Source organism: Bacteroidota bacterium (assembly GCA_040388375.1).
In the GTDB taxonomy this organism is placed as follows: Bacteria; Bacteroidota; Bacteroidia; order UKL13-3; family UKL13-3; genus JAAFJM01.
This window is the reverse complement of record JAZKBU010000019.1, coordinates 41,527-61,481: the sequence shown is the minus strand read 5'-3', so window position 1 is coordinate 61,481 and position 19,955 is coordinate 41,527. Positions and strand designations below refer to the sequence as shown.

The following is a 19,955-nucleotide window of genomic DNA, read 5'->3' as shown; positions in this document are numbered from 1 at the left end:
GTAATTTGTTACATTTCGTTTAACAAATTATATTGACATTTACATTTTTACAAATAGTTTTACAATAAGAAATAAAAATAAGAACATACACATGGAATTAAAGGAAATAAAAGAGCTAATTAAGTTAGTGTCAGAAAGTGGAGTATCAGAAGTTGAAGTAGAGCGTGGCGACTTTAAAGTGTCTATCAAAAAAGTAGAAGAAAAAACTACTATTATTCAACAAGCAGCTGCACCTGTTGTGCAACAAATAGGTACCCCTGTTACTGCAGCACCTGCTGTGGCTACCCTACATACTCCAGCTGTTACTACTCCGGCACCAACAGCGAGTAACTTAATTACAATCAAATCTCCAATGATTGGTACTTACTACAAACAACCTAGTCCTGATAAACCGGCATTTGTAAATGTAGGTGATGAAATCAAAGTGGGTCAAGTACTTTGTATTGTTGAAGCAATGAAATTATTTAACGAAATTGAATCAGAAGTTTCAGGTAAAATTGTAAAAATATTAGTTGAAAGCGCTTCTCCAGTTGAGTATGACCAACCATTATTCTTAGTTGAACCTATGTAAGTTAAATAGCTTGCGTTTCAGCGTTAACTATTTATTGTTTAACGCTTACCTACTAAAACTAATTTACTTATAACCTTTAGCTAAATTCAAATGTTTAAAAAAATACTAATTGCCAATAGAGGCGAGATTGCTTTACGTGTAATACGTACAGCTAGAGAAATGGGTATTAAAACAGTTGCTGTTTATAGTACTGCTGATAAAGAAAGTTTGCATGTTCGTTTTGCTGATGAGGCCGTTTGTATTGGCCCCCCACCTTCACAACAATCTTATTTAAATATGGCCAATATTATTGCTGCTGCTGAAATTACCAATGCAGATGCAATACATCCGGGTTATGGCTTTTTAAGTGAGAATGCTAAGTTTAGCCAAATATGTAAAGACCACGGTATCAAGTTTATTGGTGCCAGCCCTGAAATGATTAATGCCATGGGCGATAAAGCCAATGCCAAAGACACCATGAAAAAAGCGGGTGTTCCAGTAATTCCCGGTTCTGATGGACTATTAAGTGGTTTTGAAGAAGGTATTAAATTGGCCGAAGGCATTGGTTACCCCGTTATTATAAAAGCAACTGCCGGTGGTGGTGGACGTGGAATGCGTATTATTTGGAAAGCAGAAGAGTTTGAAAAAAACTGGGATAGCGCCAAACAAGAAGCAAAAGCTGCTTTTGGAAATGATGGTATTTACATGGAAAAATATGTAGAAGAACCTCGCCATATAGAAATACAGTTAGCAGGTGATCAATACGGAAAAGTTTGTCATTTATCAGAAAGAGATTGTTCAATACAACGCAGACATCAAAAACTGATAGAAGAATCTCCATCCCCGTTCATGACTCCTGAGTTAAGAGAAAAAATGGGTGAAGCCGCTAAAAAAGGAGCTTCAGCTATTGGATACGAAGGCTTAGGTACCATAGAGTTTTTGGTTGACAAACACAGAAACTTCTATTTCATGGAAATGAATACACGTATTCAAGTAGAGCATCCGGTTACAGAAGAAGTAATTAACTACGACTTAGTAAAAGAGCAAATATTAATTGCTGCCGGTATACCTATTAGCGGTAAAGACCACTACCCTACCAAACATTGTATTGAAGTACGTATTAATGCCGAAGATCCATACAATAACTTTAGACCAACACCGGGTAAAATTGAATATTTACATAAACCGGGCGGTCATGGAGTTAGGGTTGACACGCATGTGTATGCTGGTTATACTATACCTTCTAATTATGATAGCATGATTGCTAAAATGATTGTAAGTGCACAAACACGTGAAGAAGCCATTATAAAAATGGAGCGCGCTTTGGGTGAGTTTATTATTGAAGGACCAGGCTTAAAAACCACTATACCTTTGCAATTACAATTAATGCAAAACGAAGATTTTAAAGCCGGTAATTTTACTACTGCCTTTATGAATACTTTTGAAATTAAATAATACATAAAGTGTTAACTTAAAAAACCCGTTTAGTAAATTTACTGAACGGGTTTTTTATGCAACCATTTATAAATACTATTTTAAGATTTCTCTTGAGATAACAATTTTTTGTACTTCGCTGGTACCCTCATAAATTTGGGTAATTTTAGCATCGCGCATTAAACGTTCAACGTGGTATTCTTTTACAAAACCGTAACCACCATGTATTTGAACGGCTTCAATGGTAGTATCCATAGCTACTTGTGAAGAGAACAATTTAGCCATTGAACTGGCCAAAGCATAATCGCCATGGGTATCTTTTAAATAAGCTGCTTTTAAACAAAGCAAACGTGCTGCTTCTATATTGGTTGCCATATCAGCTAACTTAAACTGGATGGCTTGGTGGTTCATAATTTCAGTACCAAATGCTTTGCGTTGTTTTGAATAAGCCAAAGCTAACTCGTAAGCACCGCTTGCTATTCCCAATGCTTGCGAAGCAATACCTATACGGCCACCTGCTAAGGTTTTCATGGCAAATTTAAACCCGAAGCCATCTTCACCTATGCGGTTTTCTTTTGGCACCTTTACATCGCTAAACATAATAGAATGGGTATCGCTACCTCTGATACCTAATTTGTCTTCTTTTTTACCAACTGTAACGCCCGGCCAGTTTTTTTCAACTATAAACGCATTAATACCTTTGTGTTTTTTCTCTACATCGGTTTGTGCTATTACCAAGTAATATTCGGCTGTATTACCATTGGTAATCCAGTTTTTGGTACCGTTTAATAAGTAATAGTCTCCTTTATCTTCGGCAGTTGTTTGCTGGCTGGTAGCATCGCTACCTGCTTCAGGCTCTGAAAGCAAAAAAGCACCCCAGCATTTACCACTTGCCATTGGCACTAAGTACTTTTGTTTTTGTTCTTCGTTTGCAAAATTTTCAAGTCCCCAGCATACCAATGAGTTATTTACTGAAACAACAACTGAAGCTGATGCATCAACTTTTGAGAACTCTTCCATAGCTAATACATAACTTACCGTATCCATACCACTTCCACCGTATTTTGGATCTACCATCATACCTAAAAAACCAAGTTCGCCTAGTTTTTTAACTTGTTCCATAGGGAATTTTTGGTGTTCATCGCGTTCAATTACGCCTGGTAATAATTCGGTTTGCGCAAAATCGCGGGCAGCTTGCTGTACGTTTAAATGTTCTTCGGTAAATTGAAAATTCATAGTATATTTTAGTTTTGGGCGAATATATATTTTTATTGGATTAGTATAACAACGATTGCACAAAACACGTTTTACAATTTTTAAAAATGCAAAAACGGGCAGTATCAAAGAATAAGAAAAGGCTGTTTTTGAGCTTTATAAAGCGGTTATTCTAAGTCGGTATTTAACTTATAGCGGCAAATACGGTTATTGTCTTTATCGGCTACGTAAATCATGCGCCTGTTATAACAAATACCCATCGGGTTGTTAAAGTTAAACGGACCATCTGTTGGCTGACCATCGGCAGCCCTGCCACCAAACGAAACATTTACCTGCTTTTTTATACCTGAGTTAGCCGGAGGATTTACACCTTCAAAACCCTGGTTGGTAAACACGTAAACTGAATCTGTTTCGCTATCAACTACAAAAATATAATTGGTTGCGTCTGGTGCTATAAAGCAGTCTTCCGGTTTTTTAAAGCGGAATGGTTCATATAAAAAAGTGCTTGCTTTGCTTATATCAAAATTTAAAAAGCTGGCATTCTCCGTGTATTGTGTTCCTAAATCTGGGTCATCAATTACATTGATAGAAAGTGCTTTATACTCCAGATTAGCTGTTTGGTTATTGGAAGTTAAGAATATATTTTTTGAGGTACTGATACCTTGTAAACGTTGTGGTGGTGCTGCGTAGGTAGCTAACCCTGAAATGCCAACCGCTGTTTTTAAGCTTGATTCATTGGGATTTAAACCAGCTGCGTAGCCAATATTTTCTCCATCCTGGCTAAAAACCAATATGGCATTATCCGGGCGAATAAAGGTTCCTGTTTCGTTTCTTGGTCCTTTACGGCCAACGTATAAGGTATTGTCAAACAAACAAGCTATGCCTGTAAACTCAACAGCTTCATCGTCAGCACCACGGTATTGGGTACTTTGGCGCGAAGCATCACAAAATGGATGAATCAGTGTATCAACAAATTCGTAATTTCCCTGCCCTGTTCCTTTTAAATGGTACACACAAGTAACGGTTGCATTTACTCCACTGTCAAAAACTTTTCCTATTACGTAAGTATGTAAACGTCTGTCCTGAGTTACTTCTGTAGCTCCCGGAATAGCAATAATTTGTGCTAAGGTTCCTTTTTGATCTAATATGTTTAAGCCTTTATCATCTATTACATAAATCATTTCATCGTAACCTACATAAATATCAACCGGATGCTGAAAACCTTTAAAGAATGGAAATATGGGTACATAACTTACTGCTTTGGGCACTAAATTAGGATCTATTTGTCCTTGCTTTAAAACATCGTCAACGGTATCGTTCTGCTTGTCGCCAAAAATTGAACACGAAGCAACAAATGCCAGCAGGATAAATAAAATAAATATATTTCTAATTGAACTCATTTGCTTAACTACTATTTAATGGTAAACAATAAACCTAAACGATGGATATTGCCACTGCGTGATTTGCTTACCAAACCATAATCAATTCCAAAACTACCAAAGCTGCGTGGTAAACGAATGCCAAAACCCAGTGACGGGAAATTATTGCTTTCGTCTAAACCAAACTCCCAGCCGCTACGTCCTACCAATACTTTTTTCCAAGAATACTCTGCGCCAAGAGCCAATGTTTCATTGTTATCTGTTGGGTGGTTTAACTGCATGGCTGCTGTTAATAAATGAGGGCCTTGTTTAATTGGGTCAATGGCAAAACCTAAACGAAAAATAGCGGGTGCTGATACATCGGCAAAATCATTCTTTTGCGTTTCGCCATCTAATTTTAAAATGGTTACACTGCCTGTGGGTGCTACGTTTACACCAAAATTTGAAAACGACACACCAAAGCGGGCATTTTTAATACCTATATTGTAGGTTAATCCTAAATCGAATAAAACATTATTAACAGCTACATTGGCTATTAGCTCCTGAGCAAATTTTGCCTGCAAGCCAAAACTAAAATTATTAGTTAATATTTTGGCAAAACTTACGCCTATGGATGTACTGCCTAAAATTACATTTCTGCCTGTTCCGGTAGGTTGTAATACGGTTGTTTCTTTGTTATTGCCATAATCAAGACTGATTACATTGATACCTACAAAACTAAGCTTACCTACTTTCATTACCACCGCACCATAATTTACCCTACTTGAAGCAATATAAATGGTATGGCCTAACTGGGCTGTAAACTTACCGGTGTCAATAGCTGTAATGCCTGCTGGATTCCAATACATAGCGGAAGCATCGTTGGTTAAACCCACTACGGCACCACCCATGGCTGCTGAACGTGCATCAGGGGTAATTTTTAAGAACTGCATACCACTGCCTCCCGTCCGGCTATTTCCAAACGTTGGCAGTATTTGGGCTTTTACAGCACTTATACAAAAAACTATAGCTATGGTTAATACTACTCTATTTTTCATTGATTAAAAGCCGTGCAAAATAAAACAATATTTTATATTAAGTAAGTTAATTGTTTGTGAAGTATTTTAGACGATAGTTGATAGACAATAGAGGAATCTGGAAAACAAAAAAGGCTGGCATTCGCCAACCTTTTTCTATAAAACTATCGTCCTTTGTCCATCGACCATTAACTACTAATTTACGGCTATTACCTTGGTTACTTCGGGTAAAGCGTTTCTGATTCCGTTTTCTATACCCGCTTTCATGGTAATATGACTGATATCGCAACTACTGCAATTGCCTTTTAAGCGTAAATGTACTTCCATGTTTTCTGTTATATCAACCAACTCTACATCGCCACCATCGGCTTGTAAAAATGGTCGCATGCTATTTAAAGCAATTTCAATTTTATCTCGCATCAATTCGTTCATCTTTTCAAATATAATTTATTCAACAACTATTCGGCACTAACTGTTTTATTTTCGGCCGAATTAATAATGGAAACCAACTGGGCTACATTTTGGGCCACTTTTTCAAACGCTTTAAATACTGGGGTAGTTTTATCTAACGAAGCAGGTTTTCCGCTATCGCCACCTTCGCGTAAGCTCATATATATCGGAATCTGTCCTAAGAGGCTTACGTTTAATTCATGTGCCATATTGGAACCTCCGTCTTTACCAAAAATATAATATTTATTGTCGGGCAATTCTTCGGGAGTAAAATAGGCCATGTTTTCTACTATGCCTAAAATAGGCACCTTAACAGGCGTCATACTAAACATGGTAGCTGCTTTATAAGCATCTGCCAAAGCTATGGCTTGTGGTGTTGTTACCATTACTATACCTGTTAATGGTACTACCTGCAGCATGGTTAAATGTATATCGCCTGTGCCGGGAGGTAAATCTATAATTAAATAATCTAATTCGCCCCAATCACAATCGTTTATAAACTGGCGTAATGCGGACGAAACCATTGGCCCTCGCCAAACTACGGCCTGTTCTGGTTTAATTAAAAAACCAATCGATAATAGTTTTATTCCATACTTTTCAATTGGAATCATAAACTGCTTACCATTTATATCGCGCATTTCGGGCTGGCTATCCATTTCGCCAAACATCATCGGTACACTAGGCCCATATATATCAGCATCTAACAAACCTACTTTGGCTCCGCTTGCTGCTAAAGCTATGGCTAAATTACTTGATACCGTACTTTTACCAACTCCTCCTTTACCACTTGCTACCGCAATAATATTTTTTACTCCGGGTAAGGTTAATTTATCAGCACGGTTGGTGCTTACATTGGCTGTCATGCGTATGGTAATTTCAGCTTTATCGTTCACTAACTTGTGTATAGCCTCTTTACAATCTGATTCTATCTTTTCTTTTAAAGGGCAAGCGGGAGTCGTTAATACAATGGTAAAATTTACTTTTAAACCATCAACCACTACGTCTTTAATCATATTTAAGCTTACCAAATCCTTACGCAAATCAGGCTCCTGAACGGTTGATAATGCTTTTATAATATCTTCTTTTGTCATTGTATTTTGTACTACAAATTAATGTTATTGTTTGCTAATAATAAGTTGACTTAACTTATTTAAACTCATAGCCAATGTCTTTCCTAAAGTACTTTCCTTCGTACTGAATTTTCTCTGCATTGGTTAACGACTGTTGAACTGCTTCGCTTAAAGAATTACCAAATGACGTAATGGCTAATACACGCCCTCCGTTTGTTACAACCTCTTCTTCATTATTAAGTGCTGTTCCTGCATGAAATAACATAGAGTCTGCTGCTTGATTAAAACCGCTCATTACTTTTCCTTTTTCGTATTCGTTTGGATAACCTTTGGAAACCATCATAACAGTTGCAGCATGTTTGCTACTAATTTTCATATCTATATTATGTAAGTCGCCTTTTGCAGTAGCTACCATTAGCGCTGTAAAATCTGATTCAATAAGTGGTAAAACGGTTTCTGTTTCCGGGTCGCCCATTCTGCAATTGTATTCTATTACAAAAGGCTCTTCTCCTACTTTTATTAATCCAATAAAAATAAAACCAATATACTTTATGTTTTCGGCTTTAAGTCCTTTTACGGTAGGTTCAATAATCCTGTCAATTACTTTCTGCATGAACACATCATCAGCGAAGGGAACTGGTGAAATAGCACCCATTCCTCCTGTATTTAAACCGGTATCGCCTTCGCCAATGCGCTTATAATCTTTGGCTGTTGGCAATATTTTATAAGTGTTTCCATCACTTAATACAAATACTGATAGTTCAATGCCGCTCAGAAACTCTTCAATAACTACTTTACTACTGGCTGCCCCAAACTTTTCATCGCTTATCATTTGTTGCAATTCATGGATGGCTTCTTCCAGTGTTTCACAAATCAATACGCCTTTTCCGGCTGCTAAACCATCGGCTTTTAATACTATTGGCATTTTTTGCGTTTTTAAATACGCTATACCTTCGTTTAAATTCTGACTGGTAAATGTTTGATAAGCTGCTGTAGGAATATTATTTTTATACATAAAGGCTTTGCTCCAGTCTTTACTTCCTTCCATAGTGGCACCCATTTTATCGGGGCCCACAAATAGTATATTTTTTGCTTGTTCGTTGGCTTCAAAATAATCACGCAACCCTAATACCAATGGCTCTTCCGGGCCTACTACTACCATATCAATTTGGTTTTGTAAACTAAAATCAAGCACGGCAGGAAAATCGTTAGGATTAATTTTTACATTTTGGCCAAAGGCTGTAGTTCCTGCATTTCCCGGCATAATATACAGTTGTTTACACTCTTTACTTTGCTTTAGTTTATAAGCAAATGCATGCTCACGACCACCTGAACCAATCAATAAAATATTCATTTGGCAAATATATTATTGCCTTAGCAAATAACTGGCATGGGTAATAAAAAACATATTCTATTTCTTTATTATCTGAAAGTTAAGGGATAGCTTGTATAAAAAATTTAAGGATTTATTTGTATAGTTGCTTATGAAAAATAAAGTATTATTAATTGCTGTTATACTCATTGTTGTAGTAATAGCTTTGTTTGTTATTTTAAAGAATAACACCAAATCACATAGTCCTGAGGCAAAAGCTTCTTTTGCTCAAGGCGATTTAAAAATAGAAATTACTTACTGCCAACCTTACAAAAAAGGCAGGGTTATTTTTAGCGAACCTGCTGAAAAAGTACTTCAACCTTACGGTAGTTACTGGCGTTTAGGTGCTAATGAAGCTACTATATTTGATGTAAACAAAAACATTATGGTAAATAACCAGGAACTAAAAGCCGGTAAATACCAAATTTATGCTGTACCCGGAAAAGATGTTTGGAAAATTTATTTCAATACGGACTGGGATAGATGGGGTGCTACGGAAGCTGACCATAAAACGGATGTGCTACAAACAGAAGTTCCTGCTAATAATGATGCTTCGTTTGAAGAACAGTTAAAATTAACCTTTGAAAATGCGGACAGCACGGGCAATGCCAACTTAGTTATTCATTGGGATAAAACCTTGGTTAAGGTCCCTTTTAAATAGCAACAAAAAGAAAGGCCATTACAATTGTAATGGCCTTTCTTTTTTAATTCAATATTTATTTAAATCCAATTGTCCGTTTATTAGCTACGGCATTTACATCAATCACAAATTCTTCAACGTCTTCAAAAACCAATTCGTAAATCATTTCTTTGGTACGCGCACTCATTTCAATTTTTGCTAAACGCAAATGTTGGTTTTTAATGGCTTCTTCTACCACTTTTCGCATACTACGGGCATTGCCAAAAAACTTATTGCGTGTTTTATATAAAAACTCAGCATAGGCTTTAATATGTAAGGATGCTTTCTCATCTGGTTTAATACCATTATTGGCCAACATTTTCAAGGCTATATCGTGTAGTTGTGAAGCATCATAATCTTCAAACTGCATTTCTCTATCAAAACGACTGCTTAAACCCGGATTACTTTCTAAAAAGTGTTTCATATTATCAGTATAACCAGCCACTATTACTATAAAATCACCACGGTTATCTTCCATGCGTTTTAGTATGGTTTCAACGGCTTCTTTACCAAAATCATTTTCTCCTCCTTCGCTCAAGGCATAGGCTTCGTCAATAAACAAAACACCTCCTTTGGCTCTGGTTAAAACATCGTTGGTTTTAATAGCTGTTTGCCCCACAAATCCTCCTACCAAATCCTGTCTATCGCACTCTACCAGATTACCTCTTTCCAGTATACCTAAAGCTTTATAAATTTGGGCTAAAATACGGGCTACTGTTGTTTTACCTGTTCCTGGATTACCAGTAAAAACGGTATGCAATGAAAATGACTGGCGCACATCTTTTCCTATTTCGCGGTAAAAACGCACCAATTTCACTAATTCATCTATCTCATTTTTTACAGATTCTAATCCAATTAAACTGTGCAATGCACCGAGTGAACTAACCAGCAATTCTTCGTCTACCGGAATATCGGTCAATAGTTTTTGTTGTATGCCAAATACTTTATCTATATCAACGGTTTCAATGGTACTTAATACTTCATTGCTTAAATCCTGCGGATTGGGTAATTGCATCAAGCGCAATCCCATATTCATTTTAGATTCGTCAATCAGGCTATTTACGTAACGGGCATTGCCAAACATTCTATCTCTATCGCGGTATGCATCCACTAACTTTTTATATATTAATTCTCTTGATGCTTCATTAAACCTAATACCTCTTTTTTGCGATGAATATTCTGCAATACTTAACAATTCTTTTGGTGCATAATCAGGAAAGTCGTAAAACATTTGAAAACGACTGCGCATACCAGGATTGCTCTCTAAAAAATTATTCATTTCTTCAGGATACCCGGCAGCAATAATCGAAATATCGCCATCACCATCACTCATTTCTTTCAGTAAAATTTCAATGGCTTCTTTACCAAAGTCTTTGCTATCGTCATTTTTACGTGCTAAAGCATAAGCCTCGTCAATAAATAAAATGCCTCCTTTGGCTTTCTTAATTATTTCTTTGGTTTTGGGCGCTGTTTGCCCAATATATTCTGCTACTAAATCGCTCCTGTCTGCTTCTACTACGTGGCCTTTGCTTAGTAAGCCTAACTGGTTATAAATTTTACCCAGCATTTTGGCTACAGTAGTTTTACCTGTTCCGGGGTTACCGGTAAATACGGCATGTAGATTTATTCTCTCTGAATCTTCAAACCCTTTTTCTTTTCTTATTTTTAAAAAATTTAAATACGTAGTGTATTCTTTAACCTTACGTTTTATCGAATCAAGCCCAATCAAATTATCGAGCTCTACCATTATATTTTCTATGTTTTCATTACTAGGTTCTACCGGTTTTGCTTTTTCAACGCTTTTGCTTTTTGCTTTTACTTCTTTGGGTTTTTGTTCAATAACAAATTCATTGCCTACATCAAATTGAATGGTGGCAATTAACTGATCCATGAAAATAATTTCAATGCTATAATTATCAAAACCCCAAGTGCCTTTTAGCTCGCTTCCCCAACCAATACTGCATTCAAATTCTGAATCGCTGCCACTAATAAAAAACAATTTTTCAATACTCCCTTTCAGCTGGCCAGAATGTGTTTTAAAATTAAACTTCATTTCGCATGGCCAAGGCTGCTCACTTACCACAAGGTTATCGGCAACTATCTCCAGCCAAACATAGCGTGTTTCTTTGGTATCAAAAGCACTTAAGTATTTTCTTTCGCTGCGTGCTATATTGGCATCGCTGGCTTCGTAAAGTCTATTGGTTTTTATGGTAAAATAAGGGTTTACTACTTCGCTTACTATTCCTACATCCACAATGTAAAACATTCTTTCGCCTATAAACATGCCATCTATCCACGCTTCCCAACGGTAATTACCTTTTTTCCAATAAGTGCCCGGTGTTTTTACGCCCCAACCTTCTCTTACAAATACTATATTCTCATCTTTCTTTATTTGTCTTTCGGCAGATAGGGTGCAAACTTCAGAACCATCGTCCTGATTTACACATTTCAAACTTACTTTTACATCCCAATCGTGTTCATCAAATAATTTATTAAAAAAAGAAAGCTCGCAATAAATGAAGGTGCACTCGGAAACATCGTAAACCTGACGGTATTTTTTTTCGTTATTGGCTAACCATTCGGTACTACCAAAAATTTTCAAATCGCGAAACTTATAATGCACTGGTTTTTCCTTTGCCATGGCTAAAAATATTTTTTGCTAATTAACGAACATTTTTACTGCATACGATAACACCTATTGTATAAAATTTAATTTTACAAACTGCTTACTTTAACGCGCTAATATTCAAAGTGTTTTTATATGCACACCAAAAGGTGCAAACGCAGCTTTTAAAAATAATTTATAAAAAATTGCACAAAAGTTTTGAGTTTTCAATGGTAATGCTACATTTGCACTCCCTTTAAAAAATTGCAACGGTGAGATGGGTGAGAGGCTGAAACCACCGGTTTGCTAAACCGACATACGCTGTTAAGGTGTATCGAGGGTTCGAATCCCTCTCTCACCGCATAGTTTTTAAAGGGCGAGTAACACAATTACTTAGTTCAAAAATTTAGCACTTTTGAAAAAATTGTACGGGGTGTAGCGTAGCCTGGTATCGCGCCACATTTGGGATGTGGAGGTCGTAGGTTCGAATCCTGCCACCCCGACAAAAAGAATTAAAATTCTGCAAAAACCTTTGAATCATACGATTCAAAGGTTTTTTTTATTCTTCCAATTTTTTACAAACAAAAAGGTTACAACCAACCGTATATTTTTATCTGAAGAATACAGACTTGCTTTTGGTGAAAATGTATCTATTTTTGAGAAATACCCTTCATTAAAATGTAACCATGATTATCAAATCTGCATTAGTAGCCACCTTGCTGGCTTTTTTTTCACAACAGGCATTTAGCCAAAATATTCCCGCACAATGGAGTGAAATTCATACACTCGAAAACGTCACCGGCATGTACCATGGTAACCCCGTCAATTGCATAGGAGAAAACGAAAACAATATTTTTATAATATCCTACAAAGATCTTAAAAAAGGATTGCCTGTATTACAAAAGCTGGATAAAGAAACCTTAAAGCCTGTTATAGAGATTAAATGCCCCGCAGGAGTTTCCGCTTTCGTAAATGCAAAAACTGTTGATGTGATTGAAGTACGGTATGAAGGAGACAACTATAAAGCAGTAAGTTACGTGGTTAATCGCTATAACCATAACCTTGAATTATTGGAAACAATACCAATCTTAGGCATCCCTAGCCGCCCTACGGAATGTTTTACCCCACATCAGGATAATAAAGGCAATGTTGAACTGAATGATTTATTGGATAAACACAATGTATCAATTAAAGAATGGAATCTGATGGCGGTGGCCAGAGTAATTTTCCGTTACGATAAAAAAACCAGAACATATCAAGGCCGTAATCTCTGCATGCACGTAATTCTGGACGAAAATTTTAAAGTGATTAAACGGGTAGATAACACACTGGAGGAATCATTATCATTAAACGAATATTCGTATGAAGAAGATGGTTCATTTATTGCATATGGACCAGGTGGTATTAAGACAAATGGAGTATTTACAGCTTTCCCATATGATCTTCCGAAAGGATTTCAAGTCGTATCGTCCCGAGCCACATTAAGTGCAGATAAGAAAACGGTGGCTGTTGCTATTATAGGTGGTAAAAAATTTATGGACCCCGACCGGCTTTTATTTCGTACATATTCGCTCACAGGAGAATTAAAAACCAATGTTACTATACAACTTACAAAAGAAGCACTCGAACCTTATAAAAAGCTAGCTTCGGAGGCTCGCGTCTTTCACATGACTGCAAATAATGATGGCTCATTCGGCATTCACTATGGGCGTGATAACTCGTGTTATGTTAGATCGTCAGAGGGGACAACGATAGGTTCTTTCGGCCCTACTGTATACATAAAGATTTCAGCAGCGGGAGAACTGTTGATGCACTCCAAAAACGATTATCTTGAAATGAGTACTTATCCCTATGACATCAGTCCTTATTTAACTGTTTCGGATAATCAAACTCTTGTAATTCGCAATGAATTTATGAAAGTACATAAGGAAGGAGCCAGCGGAAATGCGGCCGGCATTTACATTATAGATGCGGCATCGGGTAATTTCACCCCTAAAGGATATGTTACCCTACCTGAGAAAGCAAGGTTCGCATCAATGTTCACCAGCCAGATAAACGATAAAACATTTTTGCTGTTAGTGTATTTCTCGTCAAAGAAATACCAAATAGCTTACGTAAAACTGCCGTAGCAGTTAAGTATTAAGGGGGGGGACAGACGACATAACAAAGCCTGTTTTTCTGTCTTACTGTAATGAAAAAAATTGGGTTATCTATTTTTTACTATACTCCACTAAAAAATAAATTTGCATTTATGATTTAAAAAAAATTATCATTGCAGCAAGAAAAAACAACAAAATGAATTTTAATAAAACTGTATGTAAAATGCGTAGAAAGCACTCAAATGAGAGGCTTGTTGCTTTTATGCTATAGTTTTAAATAACATGATATAAATGCAAAGCCTCTTAGAAAACCTAGGAGGCTTTTTTATGTTTAAACCAAAATAGTAACCAGAACAACCAATGAAATTAAATAACTATAAACGTCAAACTTTAAATCATACCGTGATGTGTCGTTGTGCGCATTCACTGCAGGGAGAAGATATGAGTTAATGTTATGAGTTAAAAAGTAACAATACACAAAAAAGCCTTCTCGTAAACCCGAGAAGGCTTTTTTGTTTTATCAGAATTATTATTCAAACAACCATTAAAAACCAATACACCATATGACAGACGAAATAAAAACACCCAACATAAAAGTGGTGAGTGAAATTGGAACCACTCACTCTTTTATTGTTTTCCCTGAAGACTTAAACTATGCAGGTAGCTTATTTGGAGGCAAGGTACTTGCCGAAATGGATTTAACTGCTGTAAAAGCTACGCGTAGGTTACTATACGGAACTGATTGTGATGGTGCAGTTACGGCCAGCTTAAACAAGGTTGATTTTAAAAAAGCAGCCCAGCTTGGCGATATTATAGAACTGGAAGCGGTCGTAAAAAAATTAGGCAGAAGCTCCATTGAAATTTACGTACATGTAAGCAAGGAAAATCAACAGGGATTAGTAGAAACTATATGTAATGCTACATTTGTTTTTGTTTCGCTTAAAAACGGAAAACCACACCCGCATTATTGTATGTTGGGCATTAGTCAAACGCATCAATTAAACTAATTAAAACTATGGATTTTATTTATATCTTAGAACTGGTCGGCACTGCCTTTTTTGCTATTTCAGGTGCTTTAAGTGCCAACGAAAAATCAAAGCCTGACTGGCTCGGTGTAAGCTTTATTGGTTTTGTTACTTCTATTGGTGGTGGTAGCTTACGCGATATGATGCTGGGGTCATTTCCGCTATCGTGGATTAGGGATGTAAACTATATTTATGCTATTATTTTGGGGGTGGTGTTTACCAGCCTAGCTTACCCTGTATTAATTAAACTACGAAGAACTTTCTTTTTGTTTGACACTTTAGGCATTGCCATGTTTACCATATTGGGTGTTGAAAAAGCTTTACAGTTTAATGTAAACCCCGTAATAGCAGCAATTATGGGTATGTTTTCGGCAGTAATGGGTGGTGTTATAAGGGATGTACTAACCAATGAAATTCCTATATTATTTCAAAGAACCATTTATGCTTCGGCTTGCCTAGCGGGGGCTGCCTGTTACTTAACACTGGCTTCTTTTCATATTAACAGCAATATTAATACGAGTATTTCTATTGCGCTCATTTTTACTATACGCTTTTTGGCTGTTAAGTATAACTTATACTTACCTCAATTTAAAAGAGACACTACCTAACGACTAAGTATTATGCTAACTAAAAAATTAAACCAAGGTAATATACCTATAAAAGATAATGATATTGCTTTAGACAATGTTGACTTACATACATTGACTGAACTGGTAATTATAAATATAAATGCATTTGGTGTTATGGTTAAACCAAATGAACTATTTTGTTATGCCAACCATTTTATTACAACTGATGATATGGCGTTTGCTGAACAACACAACTTAAGTATTCAACCGGTTGCGCATGCTTCGGTTAACATACAAGGCAAGTTAATTGCTTATGCGGCTCCTCAGTTTGTTAAGGCAATTGAAAAGCTTGTTGCACAAAAAACAGAGTTAACGTTAAATCATGCTTTCAATGAGCAGGCTGCACTAAACAAAATACAACATGCGCACATACCAAAACAGGTTAAAGCTTCGCGTTTTATTAAGTACGATCCTGCTCAAATAGTTTTTGTGTATATTCGGTTTAACCAAGCTACCAACCTGCCTTTTTCATTTTTAACTGAAAAAGATATTTACTTGTTTGCAGACGATATTGCTATTAAAGGAAATATCCGTTTATCGGACTTAGTTCATTACAAGGAGTGGCTTGTTGCACACAAAGTATCGGTTATATTTTTTAACCATTAGGCCTTTGCCTGCTTTCATTTATTTTATTAGTTTTACCGACAGAATGAATAAAATGAAAGTCAGGTTAATAAGCTTATTGGTATTGGTATGTTGTAAACAATATGCTTTTGCTCAAATTGACAATAGTTTATTAACCCAGAACATCAATATAAATGATACTGACAGTGCTAAGGCAGGTTTTAATATAAACGTATTAAGCTATGTGCGTAACACGGAGTATTTTAACAGAATTGAATTAGGCAGAACTTTATTTGGCTATCAGGTTAATCCGTCTGTCAGCTACCAGATTAACAAACATTTTAAAATACAAGGTGGCATTTTTGCGCGCAATGATTTTGGCGGGGATGAAGTTTACACGCAGCTTCTACCCACCTTTACGTTAAAAACTAATTACCATAATTTCCAAATGCTTTTTGGCACATTGGAAGGTGCTGCATCGCATCGCATTATTGAGCCTATGTTTGATATTGCACGCGTTATTGAACACAGGGTTGAAAATGGATTTCAACTAAAATACAAAAGCAACCAAACTTTTTTTGATACATGGATTAACTGGGAAAAATTTATTGAACGTAATTCGCCACACAAAGAAAAATTTACGGCCGGTTTAAATTACATGCGTTTGGTAACTCCCCAGCTCAATAAATTTAAATGCACGCTTATTGGTCAGGGCATGATTAGCCATGCCGGTGGACAAATAGATAAGGATACCATTAACCCTTTCACCATGCAGATGAACTATGCCGTTGGTGCGAAGTTGGGTTACCACCTCAGAAAAAACGAAAACATCAGTATTGATTTTTATAAACTTTTTTACAGCGAAACGAGTTCATCGGGTCTTTGGCCTTTCGAAAAAGGCGATGCTTTTTATACCAATCTTACTTACCAATACCAAGGCTTTAACGTAGTGCTTAGTTATTTTTATGGTATGAATTATCTGGCACCAAGAGGCACTGCTATATACCAAAGTCAGAGTATTGATGTACCTACTCGCTTTGAATCGAAACGGGAGTTATTTATGCCACGGCTTATTTATAACAAAGCTCTTTTTAACGAACTACAAATGAGTGCACGCTTTGAACCTGTTATTGATTTAAACACCAATCTTTTTGACTATTCATACTCCTTTTACCTGAGTTATCAATTAGAAAAAATATTTAAATAAATTTTTACTCATAAATTATAGCTGTAGTTTTATATTTGCTAATCATTCAAACACAATCGCATGAAAAAAATATTTTTATTGATACTAAGCATTTCTTTAGGTGTTGCCAATTTATTTGCACAGGAAACCAAAGCACCACAGGCTGAAATTACTTTTACTAAAACTGTTCATGACTTTGGTATAGTTTGGGATGGTTTACCTGTAGAATATACTTTTGAATTTACCAATACTGGTAAGGCTCCATTAATATTAAGCAATGTTCAACCTAGCTGTGGTTGCACCGCCCCTAATTGGCCAAAAGAACCTATTATGCCGGGTCAGAAAAGTAAAATAGTGGTTACCTACAGTGCAGGCTCGTACAGAAATACTTTTAACAAAACCATAACAGTAACAAGTAATGCAAGCAATAGCAGCCTTGTATTAACTATAAAAGGCAATGTAAAGGATAAGCCACGTGAACCCCAATCACCCGTAAAAACACAACCTGCCGAAGGGGGATTTTAGTCCTGAATTATTTGCATGCACAATAGCCCTACCGCAGGCATTATAGCCGCACTAATTACCTTAGCCTGTTGGACCATTGGCACTTTCTCCTTTACTATTGCTTCTAAACGTTACGCACCTGTTTCGGTAAACAGGGTACGTTTATTATATGCCTGTATTTTATTAAGCTTTGTTACCTGTATTTTTCTACAAATAAATCCTACACAATTATTTACCAATCCGTTGCCTATGCATTGGGTATGGCTGGGCATTTCGGGCATTATTGGTTTAAGCATAGGCGATCATTTTGCTTTTAGTGCTTTTAAAATATTAGGCAGTAGCCGTACCAGTTTATTTAATTCATTTGCCCCGGGAGCGGCACTTATTGGTGGTGTTTTTATGTTAGGTGAACACATCAATATAATTGGGGTACTGGGTATGGGTATTTCCCTTGCCGGTATTGCCTGGTTTATAAAAAGCAATGCCCATAACAATGATAAGATTCTTGATAAAAAACACATCAGTAAGGGAATTCTATATGCTATACTTGGAGCAGTTGGCCAAGGTGTTGGGCTGGTATTTGCAAAAAAAGGATTGGTATTAAGCAATGAGCATGGTTTATTTATTTCACCATTACACGCCACCTGGATAAGGTTATTTATTGCTTCTGCTTTTATTTATACCATGGGTATTTTTAAAGTAAACTTATGGAAAGAGTTTAAAGACATAAGCACACATAAAGCGTATTTTCAACCTATTATTATTGGTACTATATTTGGCCCGGTAACGGGAGTAAGTATGTCGTTATTTGCAGCCTCGTTAATGGATGTTTCTATTGCACAAACTATATTTTCTTTCTTACCTATTTCTGTTATTGTAACTGCATTTTTATTGGGCAAAGAAAAAATTAAACTACCTTCTATCTTAGCGGCTTTACTCAGTATTGGCGGTGTGTTTGTATTAATGTGGAGGGTAGAGATTATGCAATGGTTTGGTGCTTAAACCAATTGGGCAAAGCTACTTAGTATTCAGTTTTAAGTAGTAGTCTTTTTCATTTTTGTCTAACTTTTCTATAGCATACCTGAGCATTGTTCTTGGCATGGTAGCAGCATAAGTATCTAAAAATTCTATCAACACTAATTTATCTTTTTTACCCGCTTCTCTCATCCAACTACCCACTGCTTTTTGTATTAAATCGTGTGCATCATTTACCAATATGGATGCAATTTTAAAGGTATCAGATAAATCATTTTGCCGAATAAAAAAGTAAGTGCTTACTATAGCTGTTCTTCGTTCCCACACATTTTCTGATTGTGCCAACTGGTATAAAACAGTGCGTGGCTTATCAAACAAATAACCACCTATTACATACGGAGCGCTGCGGTCAACCATATCCCAATTATTAATACAATCATGGTGCTTCAGGTATAAGTTAAACAATTCTTTTTTGTATGCTTCGGGAGTTTTCTTATTGCGTGCCTGAAAATCCATTATACTTACTGCACCCATTCTTGCTTCGTAGTATTTGCTTTGCAATAACTTCTCCATTTCGGGCAAGGGCATTGCAGCGAACACTTTTGCCTGTTCAAAAATGTTCGCCATACGAATACCCAAAAATTGGTTGTTGGTATTTTCTTCCCTGAAAAACCGTTGCACATTTTTAAGTGCTGTTTCCGATTTTAAAAGGGACAATTGTTCTATAAATATTTTAGCTGTTAAACTCTGCATTTACAATAGCAAGTTAGGTTGTGCCTATGCTTTTTTCAATGTTTCAATGTCAAACTTTGTCATTTGCATAAATGCTTCTACTACACGTGGTGCTCTTTCAGGGTTGCTCATTAATTCCCCTAAAATATTAGGTACAATTTGCCACGATACGCCAAACTTATCATCTAACCAACCGCACCTGTCATACCTGCCACCTTCACCTAACTTTTCCCAGTAGTAATCTATTTCTTCTTGTGTTTCGCATGGTATTACAAAAGATGTAGCAGGCGAAAACTTGTATTGCGGGCCACCATTTAAGCCCATAAATTTACTACCATTCAACTCAAAGTTAACTACCATCGGGTTTTCGGCTGTAATTTTTGAATCTTTAAAAATAGAGCAGTAATAATCTGCTGCTGCTTTGGCTTGTCCATCAAACCATAAGCAAGGGTAAATTTGATTTTTCATATT

General features: G+C 36.4%; 19 protein-coding genes and 2 tRNA genes. 12 read left to right on the top strand and 9 right to left on the bottom strand.

Annotated features, from left to right (window positions below):
• Nucleotides 1-91 precede the first annotated feature (91 nt).
• Complete coding sequence (gene accB, locus V4538_16985; GenBank protein MES2382745.1) at nucleotides 92-571, top strand: acetyl-CoA carboxylase biotin carboxyl carrier protein; 480 nt, start codon at nucleotides 92-94, stop codon at nucleotides 569-571.
• Nucleotides 572-661: 90 nt separating this feature from the next.
• Nucleotides 662-2,005 (top strand): acetyl-CoA carboxylase biotin carboxylase subunit, encoded by a 1,344-nt coding sequence (gene accC / locus V4538_16980; GenBank protein ID MES2382744.1) that lies wholly within the window; start codon nucleotides 662-664, stop codon nucleotides 2,003-2,005.
• 75 nt (nucleotides 2,006-2,080) lie between these two features.
• Here accC and V4538_16975 read toward each other — a convergent pair whose 3' ends face one another.
• The 6 genes from V4538_16975 to purD all read right to left on the bottom strand — a co-directional run bounded on the left by V4538_16975 (nucleotide 2,081) and on the right by purD (nucleotide 8,468).
• Nucleotides 2,081-3,220, bottom strand: a complete 1,140-nt coding sequence (locus V4538_16975; protein MES2382743.1) for an acyl-CoA dehydrogenase family protein — start codon at nucleotides 3,218-3,220, stop codon at nucleotides 2,081-2,083.
• A gap of 146 nt (nucleotides 3,221-3,366) precedes the next feature.
• The gene (locus V4538_16970) at nucleotides 3,367-4,599 is read right to left on the bottom strand and encodes a hypothetical protein (protein MES2382742.1); all 1,233 of its coding nucleotides are present in this window, start codon (nucleotides 4,597-4,599) and stop codon (nucleotides 3,367-3,369) included.
• A gap of 11 nt (nucleotides 4,600-4,610) precedes the next feature.
• Complete coding sequence (locus V4538_16965) at nucleotides 4,611-5,615, bottom strand: PorV/PorQ family protein (protein MES2382741.1); 1,005 nt, start codon at nucleotides 5,613-5,615, stop codon at nucleotides 4,611-4,613.
• A gap of 174 nt (nucleotides 5,616-5,789) precedes the next feature.
• Entirely contained in the window at nucleotides 5,790-6,026 is a 237-nt protein-coding gene (locus V4538_16960) for a NifU family protein (protein MES2382740.1), read from the bottom strand.
• A gap of 26 nt (nucleotides 6,027-6,052) precedes the next feature.
• Nucleotides 6,053-7,135: an Mrp/NBP35 family ATP-binding protein gene (locus V4538_16955; protein MES2382739.1), complete on the bottom strand. Its 1,083-nt coding sequence runs from the start codon at nucleotides 7,133-7,135 to the stop codon at nucleotides 6,053-6,055.
• Between the two features lie 55 nt (nucleotides 7,136-7,190).
• A complete protein-coding gene (purD, locus tag V4538_16950) occupies nucleotides 7,191-8,468 on the bottom strand; it encodes a phosphoribosylamine--glycine ligase (GenBank protein ID MES2382738.1) in 1,278 nt (425 codons plus the stop codon).
• Between the two features lie 130 nt (nucleotides 8,469-8,598).
• Between purD and V4538_16945 the strand changes: the two genes are divergently transcribed.
• A complete protein-coding gene (locus V4538_16945; GenBank protein ID MES2382737.1) occupies nucleotides 8,599-9,147 on the top strand; it encodes a DUF2911 domain-containing protein in 549 nt (182 codons plus the stop codon).
• Nucleotides 9,148-9,202: 55 nt separating this feature from the next.
• On the opposite strand, the gene V4538_16940 is transcribed toward V4538_16945, so the two are convergent.
• Nucleotides 9,203-11,806 (bottom strand): AAA family ATPase, encoded by a 2,604-nt coding sequence (locus tag V4538_16940; GenBank protein MES2382736.1) that lies wholly within the window; start codon nucleotides 11,804-11,806, stop codon nucleotides 9,203-9,205.
• A 235-nt stretch (nucleotides 11,807-12,041) separates the two neighbouring features.
• Here V4538_16940 and V4538_16935 point away from each other — a divergent pair.
• The 9 genes from V4538_16935 to V4538_16895 all read left to right on the top strand — a co-directional run bounded on the left by V4538_16935 (nucleotide 12,042) and on the right by V4538_16895 (nucleotide 18,779).
• Nucleotides 12,042-12,131 (top strand) — tRNA-Ser (locus V4538_16935).
• A 68-nt stretch (nucleotides 12,132-12,199) separates the two neighbouring features.
• Nucleotides 12,200-12,273 (top strand) — tRNA-Pro (locus V4538_16930).
• Nucleotides 12,274-12,456: 183 nt separating this feature from the next.
• The gene (locus V4538_16925) at nucleotides 12,457-13,899 is read left to right on the top strand and encodes a hypothetical protein (GenBank protein MES2382735.1); all 1,443 of its coding nucleotides are present in this window, start codon (nucleotides 12,457-12,459) and stop codon (nucleotides 13,897-13,899) included.
• Between the two features lie 533 nt (nucleotides 13,900-14,432).
• The gene (locus tag V4538_16920) at nucleotides 14,433-14,876 is read left to right on the top strand and encodes a hotdog domain-containing protein (GenBank protein ID MES2382734.1); all 444 of its coding nucleotides are present in this window, start codon (nucleotides 14,433-14,435) and stop codon (nucleotides 14,874-14,876) included.
• 8 nt (nucleotides 14,877-14,884) lie between these two features.
• The gene (locus V4538_16915; GenBank protein ID MES2382733.1) at nucleotides 14,885-15,502 is read left to right on the top strand and encodes a trimeric intracellular cation channel family protein; all 618 of its coding nucleotides are present in this window, start codon (nucleotides 14,885-14,887) and stop codon (nucleotides 15,500-15,502) included.
• 12 nt (nucleotides 15,503-15,514) lie between these two features.
• The gene (locus tag V4538_16910; protein ID MES2382732.1) at nucleotides 15,515-16,129 is read left to right on the top strand and encodes a hypothetical protein; all 615 of its coding nucleotides are present in this window, start codon (nucleotides 15,515-15,517) and stop codon (nucleotides 16,127-16,129) included.
• A 52-nt stretch (nucleotides 16,130-16,181) separates the two neighbouring features.
• Nucleotides 16,182-17,294 carry a hypothetical protein gene (locus V4538_16905; GenBank protein MES2382731.1) on the top strand — a complete coding sequence of 371 codons (1,113 nt, stop codon included), beginning with the start codon at nucleotides 16,182-16,184 and terminating at the stop codon, nucleotides 17,292-17,294.
• Nucleotides 17,295-17,354: 60 nt separating this feature from the next.
• Nucleotides 17,355-17,798: a DUF1573 domain-containing protein gene (locus V4538_16900; protein ID MES2382730.1), complete on the top strand. Its 444-nt coding sequence runs from the start codon at nucleotides 17,355-17,357 to the stop codon at nucleotides 17,796-17,798.
• Between the two features lie 15 nt (nucleotides 17,799-17,813).
• Nucleotides 17,814-18,779, top strand: coding sequence for a DMT family transporter (locus V4538_16895; GenBank protein ID MES2382729.1), 966 nt, complete (start codon nucleotides 17,814-17,816; stop codon nucleotides 18,777-18,779).
• A gap of 15 nt (nucleotides 18,780-18,794) precedes the next feature.
• On the opposite strand, the gene V4538_16890 is transcribed toward V4538_16895, so the two are convergent.
• Nucleotides 18,795-19,505: a DNA alkylation repair protein gene (locus V4538_16890; protein ID MES2382728.1), complete on the bottom strand. Its 711-nt coding sequence runs from the start codon at nucleotides 19,503-19,505 to the stop codon at nucleotides 18,795-18,797.
• 24 nt (nucleotides 19,506-19,529) lie between these two features.
• Entirely contained in the window at nucleotides 19,530-19,952 is a 423-nt protein-coding gene (locus tag V4538_16885; GenBank protein ID MES2382727.1) for a VOC family protein, read from the bottom strand.
• Nucleotides 19,953-19,955: the final 3 nt, after the last annotated feature.

Coding starts and splice junctions, on each gene's coding strand:
- accB (MES2382745.1), top strand. CDS start 92: ATGGAATTAAAGGAAATAAAAGAGCTAATTAAGTTAGTGTCAGAAAGT.
- V4538_16955 (MES2382739.1), bottom strand. CDS start 7,135: ATGACAAAAGAAGATATTATAAAAGCATTATCAACCGTTCAGGAGCCT.
- V4538_16900 (MES2382730.1), top strand. CDS start 17,355: ATGAAAAAAATATTTTTATTGATACTAAGCATTTCTTTAGGTGTTGCC.
- V4538_16945 (MES2382737.1), top strand. CDS start 8,599: ATGAAAAATAAAGTATTATTAATTGCTGTTATACTCATTGTTGTAGTA.
- V4538_16970 (MES2382742.1), bottom strand. CDS start 4,599: ATGAGTTCAATTAGAAATATATTTATTTTATTTATCCTGCTGGCATTT.
- V4538_16895 (MES2382729.1), top strand. CDS start 17,814: ATGCACAATAGCCCTACCGCAGGCATTATAGCCGCACTAATTACCTTA.
- V4538_16910 (MES2382732.1), top strand. CDS start 15,515: ATGCTAACTAAAAAATTAAACCAAGGTAATATACCTATAAAAGATAAT.
- purD (MES2382738.1), bottom strand. CDS start 8,468: ATGAATATTTTATTGATTGGTTCAGGTGGTCGTGAGCATGCATTTGCT.
- V4538_16890 (MES2382728.1), bottom strand. CDS start 19,505: ATGCAGAGTTTAACAGCTAAAATATTTATAGAACAATTGTCCCTTTTA.
- V4538_16940 (MES2382736.1), bottom strand. CDS start 11,806: ATGGCAAAGGAAAAACCAGTGCATTATAAGTTTCGCGATTTGAAAATT.
- V4538_16920 (MES2382734.1), top strand. CDS start 14,433: ATGACAGACGAAATAAAAACACCCAACATAAAAGTGGTGAGTGAAATT.
- accC (MES2382744.1), top strand. CDS start 662: ATGTTTAAAAAAATACTAATTGCCAATAGAGGCGAGATTGCTTTACGT.
- V4538_16975 (MES2382743.1), bottom strand. CDS start 3,220: ATGAATTTTCAATTTACCGAAGAACATTTAAACGTACAGCAAGCTGCC.
- V4538_16925 (MES2382735.1), top strand. CDS start 12,457: ATGATTATCAAATCTGCATTAGTAGCCACCTTGCTGGCTTTTTTTTCA.
- V4538_16965 (MES2382741.1), bottom strand. CDS start 5,615: ATGAAAAATAGAGTAGTATTAACCATAGCTATAGTTTTTTGTATAAGT.
- V4538_16905 (MES2382731.1), top strand. CDS start 16,182: ATGAAAGTCAGGTTAATAAGCTTATTGGTATTGGTATGTTGTAAACAA.
- V4538_16915 (MES2382733.1), top strand. CDS start 14,885: ATGGATTTTATTTATATCTTAGAACTGGTCGGCACTGCCTTTTTTGCT.
- V4538_16960 (MES2382740.1), bottom strand. CDS start 6,026: ATGAACGAATTGATGCGAGATAAAATTGAAATTGCTTTAAATAGCATG.
- V4538_16885 (MES2382727.1), bottom strand. CDS start 19,952: ATGAAAAATCAAATTTACCCTTGCTTATGGTTTGATGGACAAGCCAAA.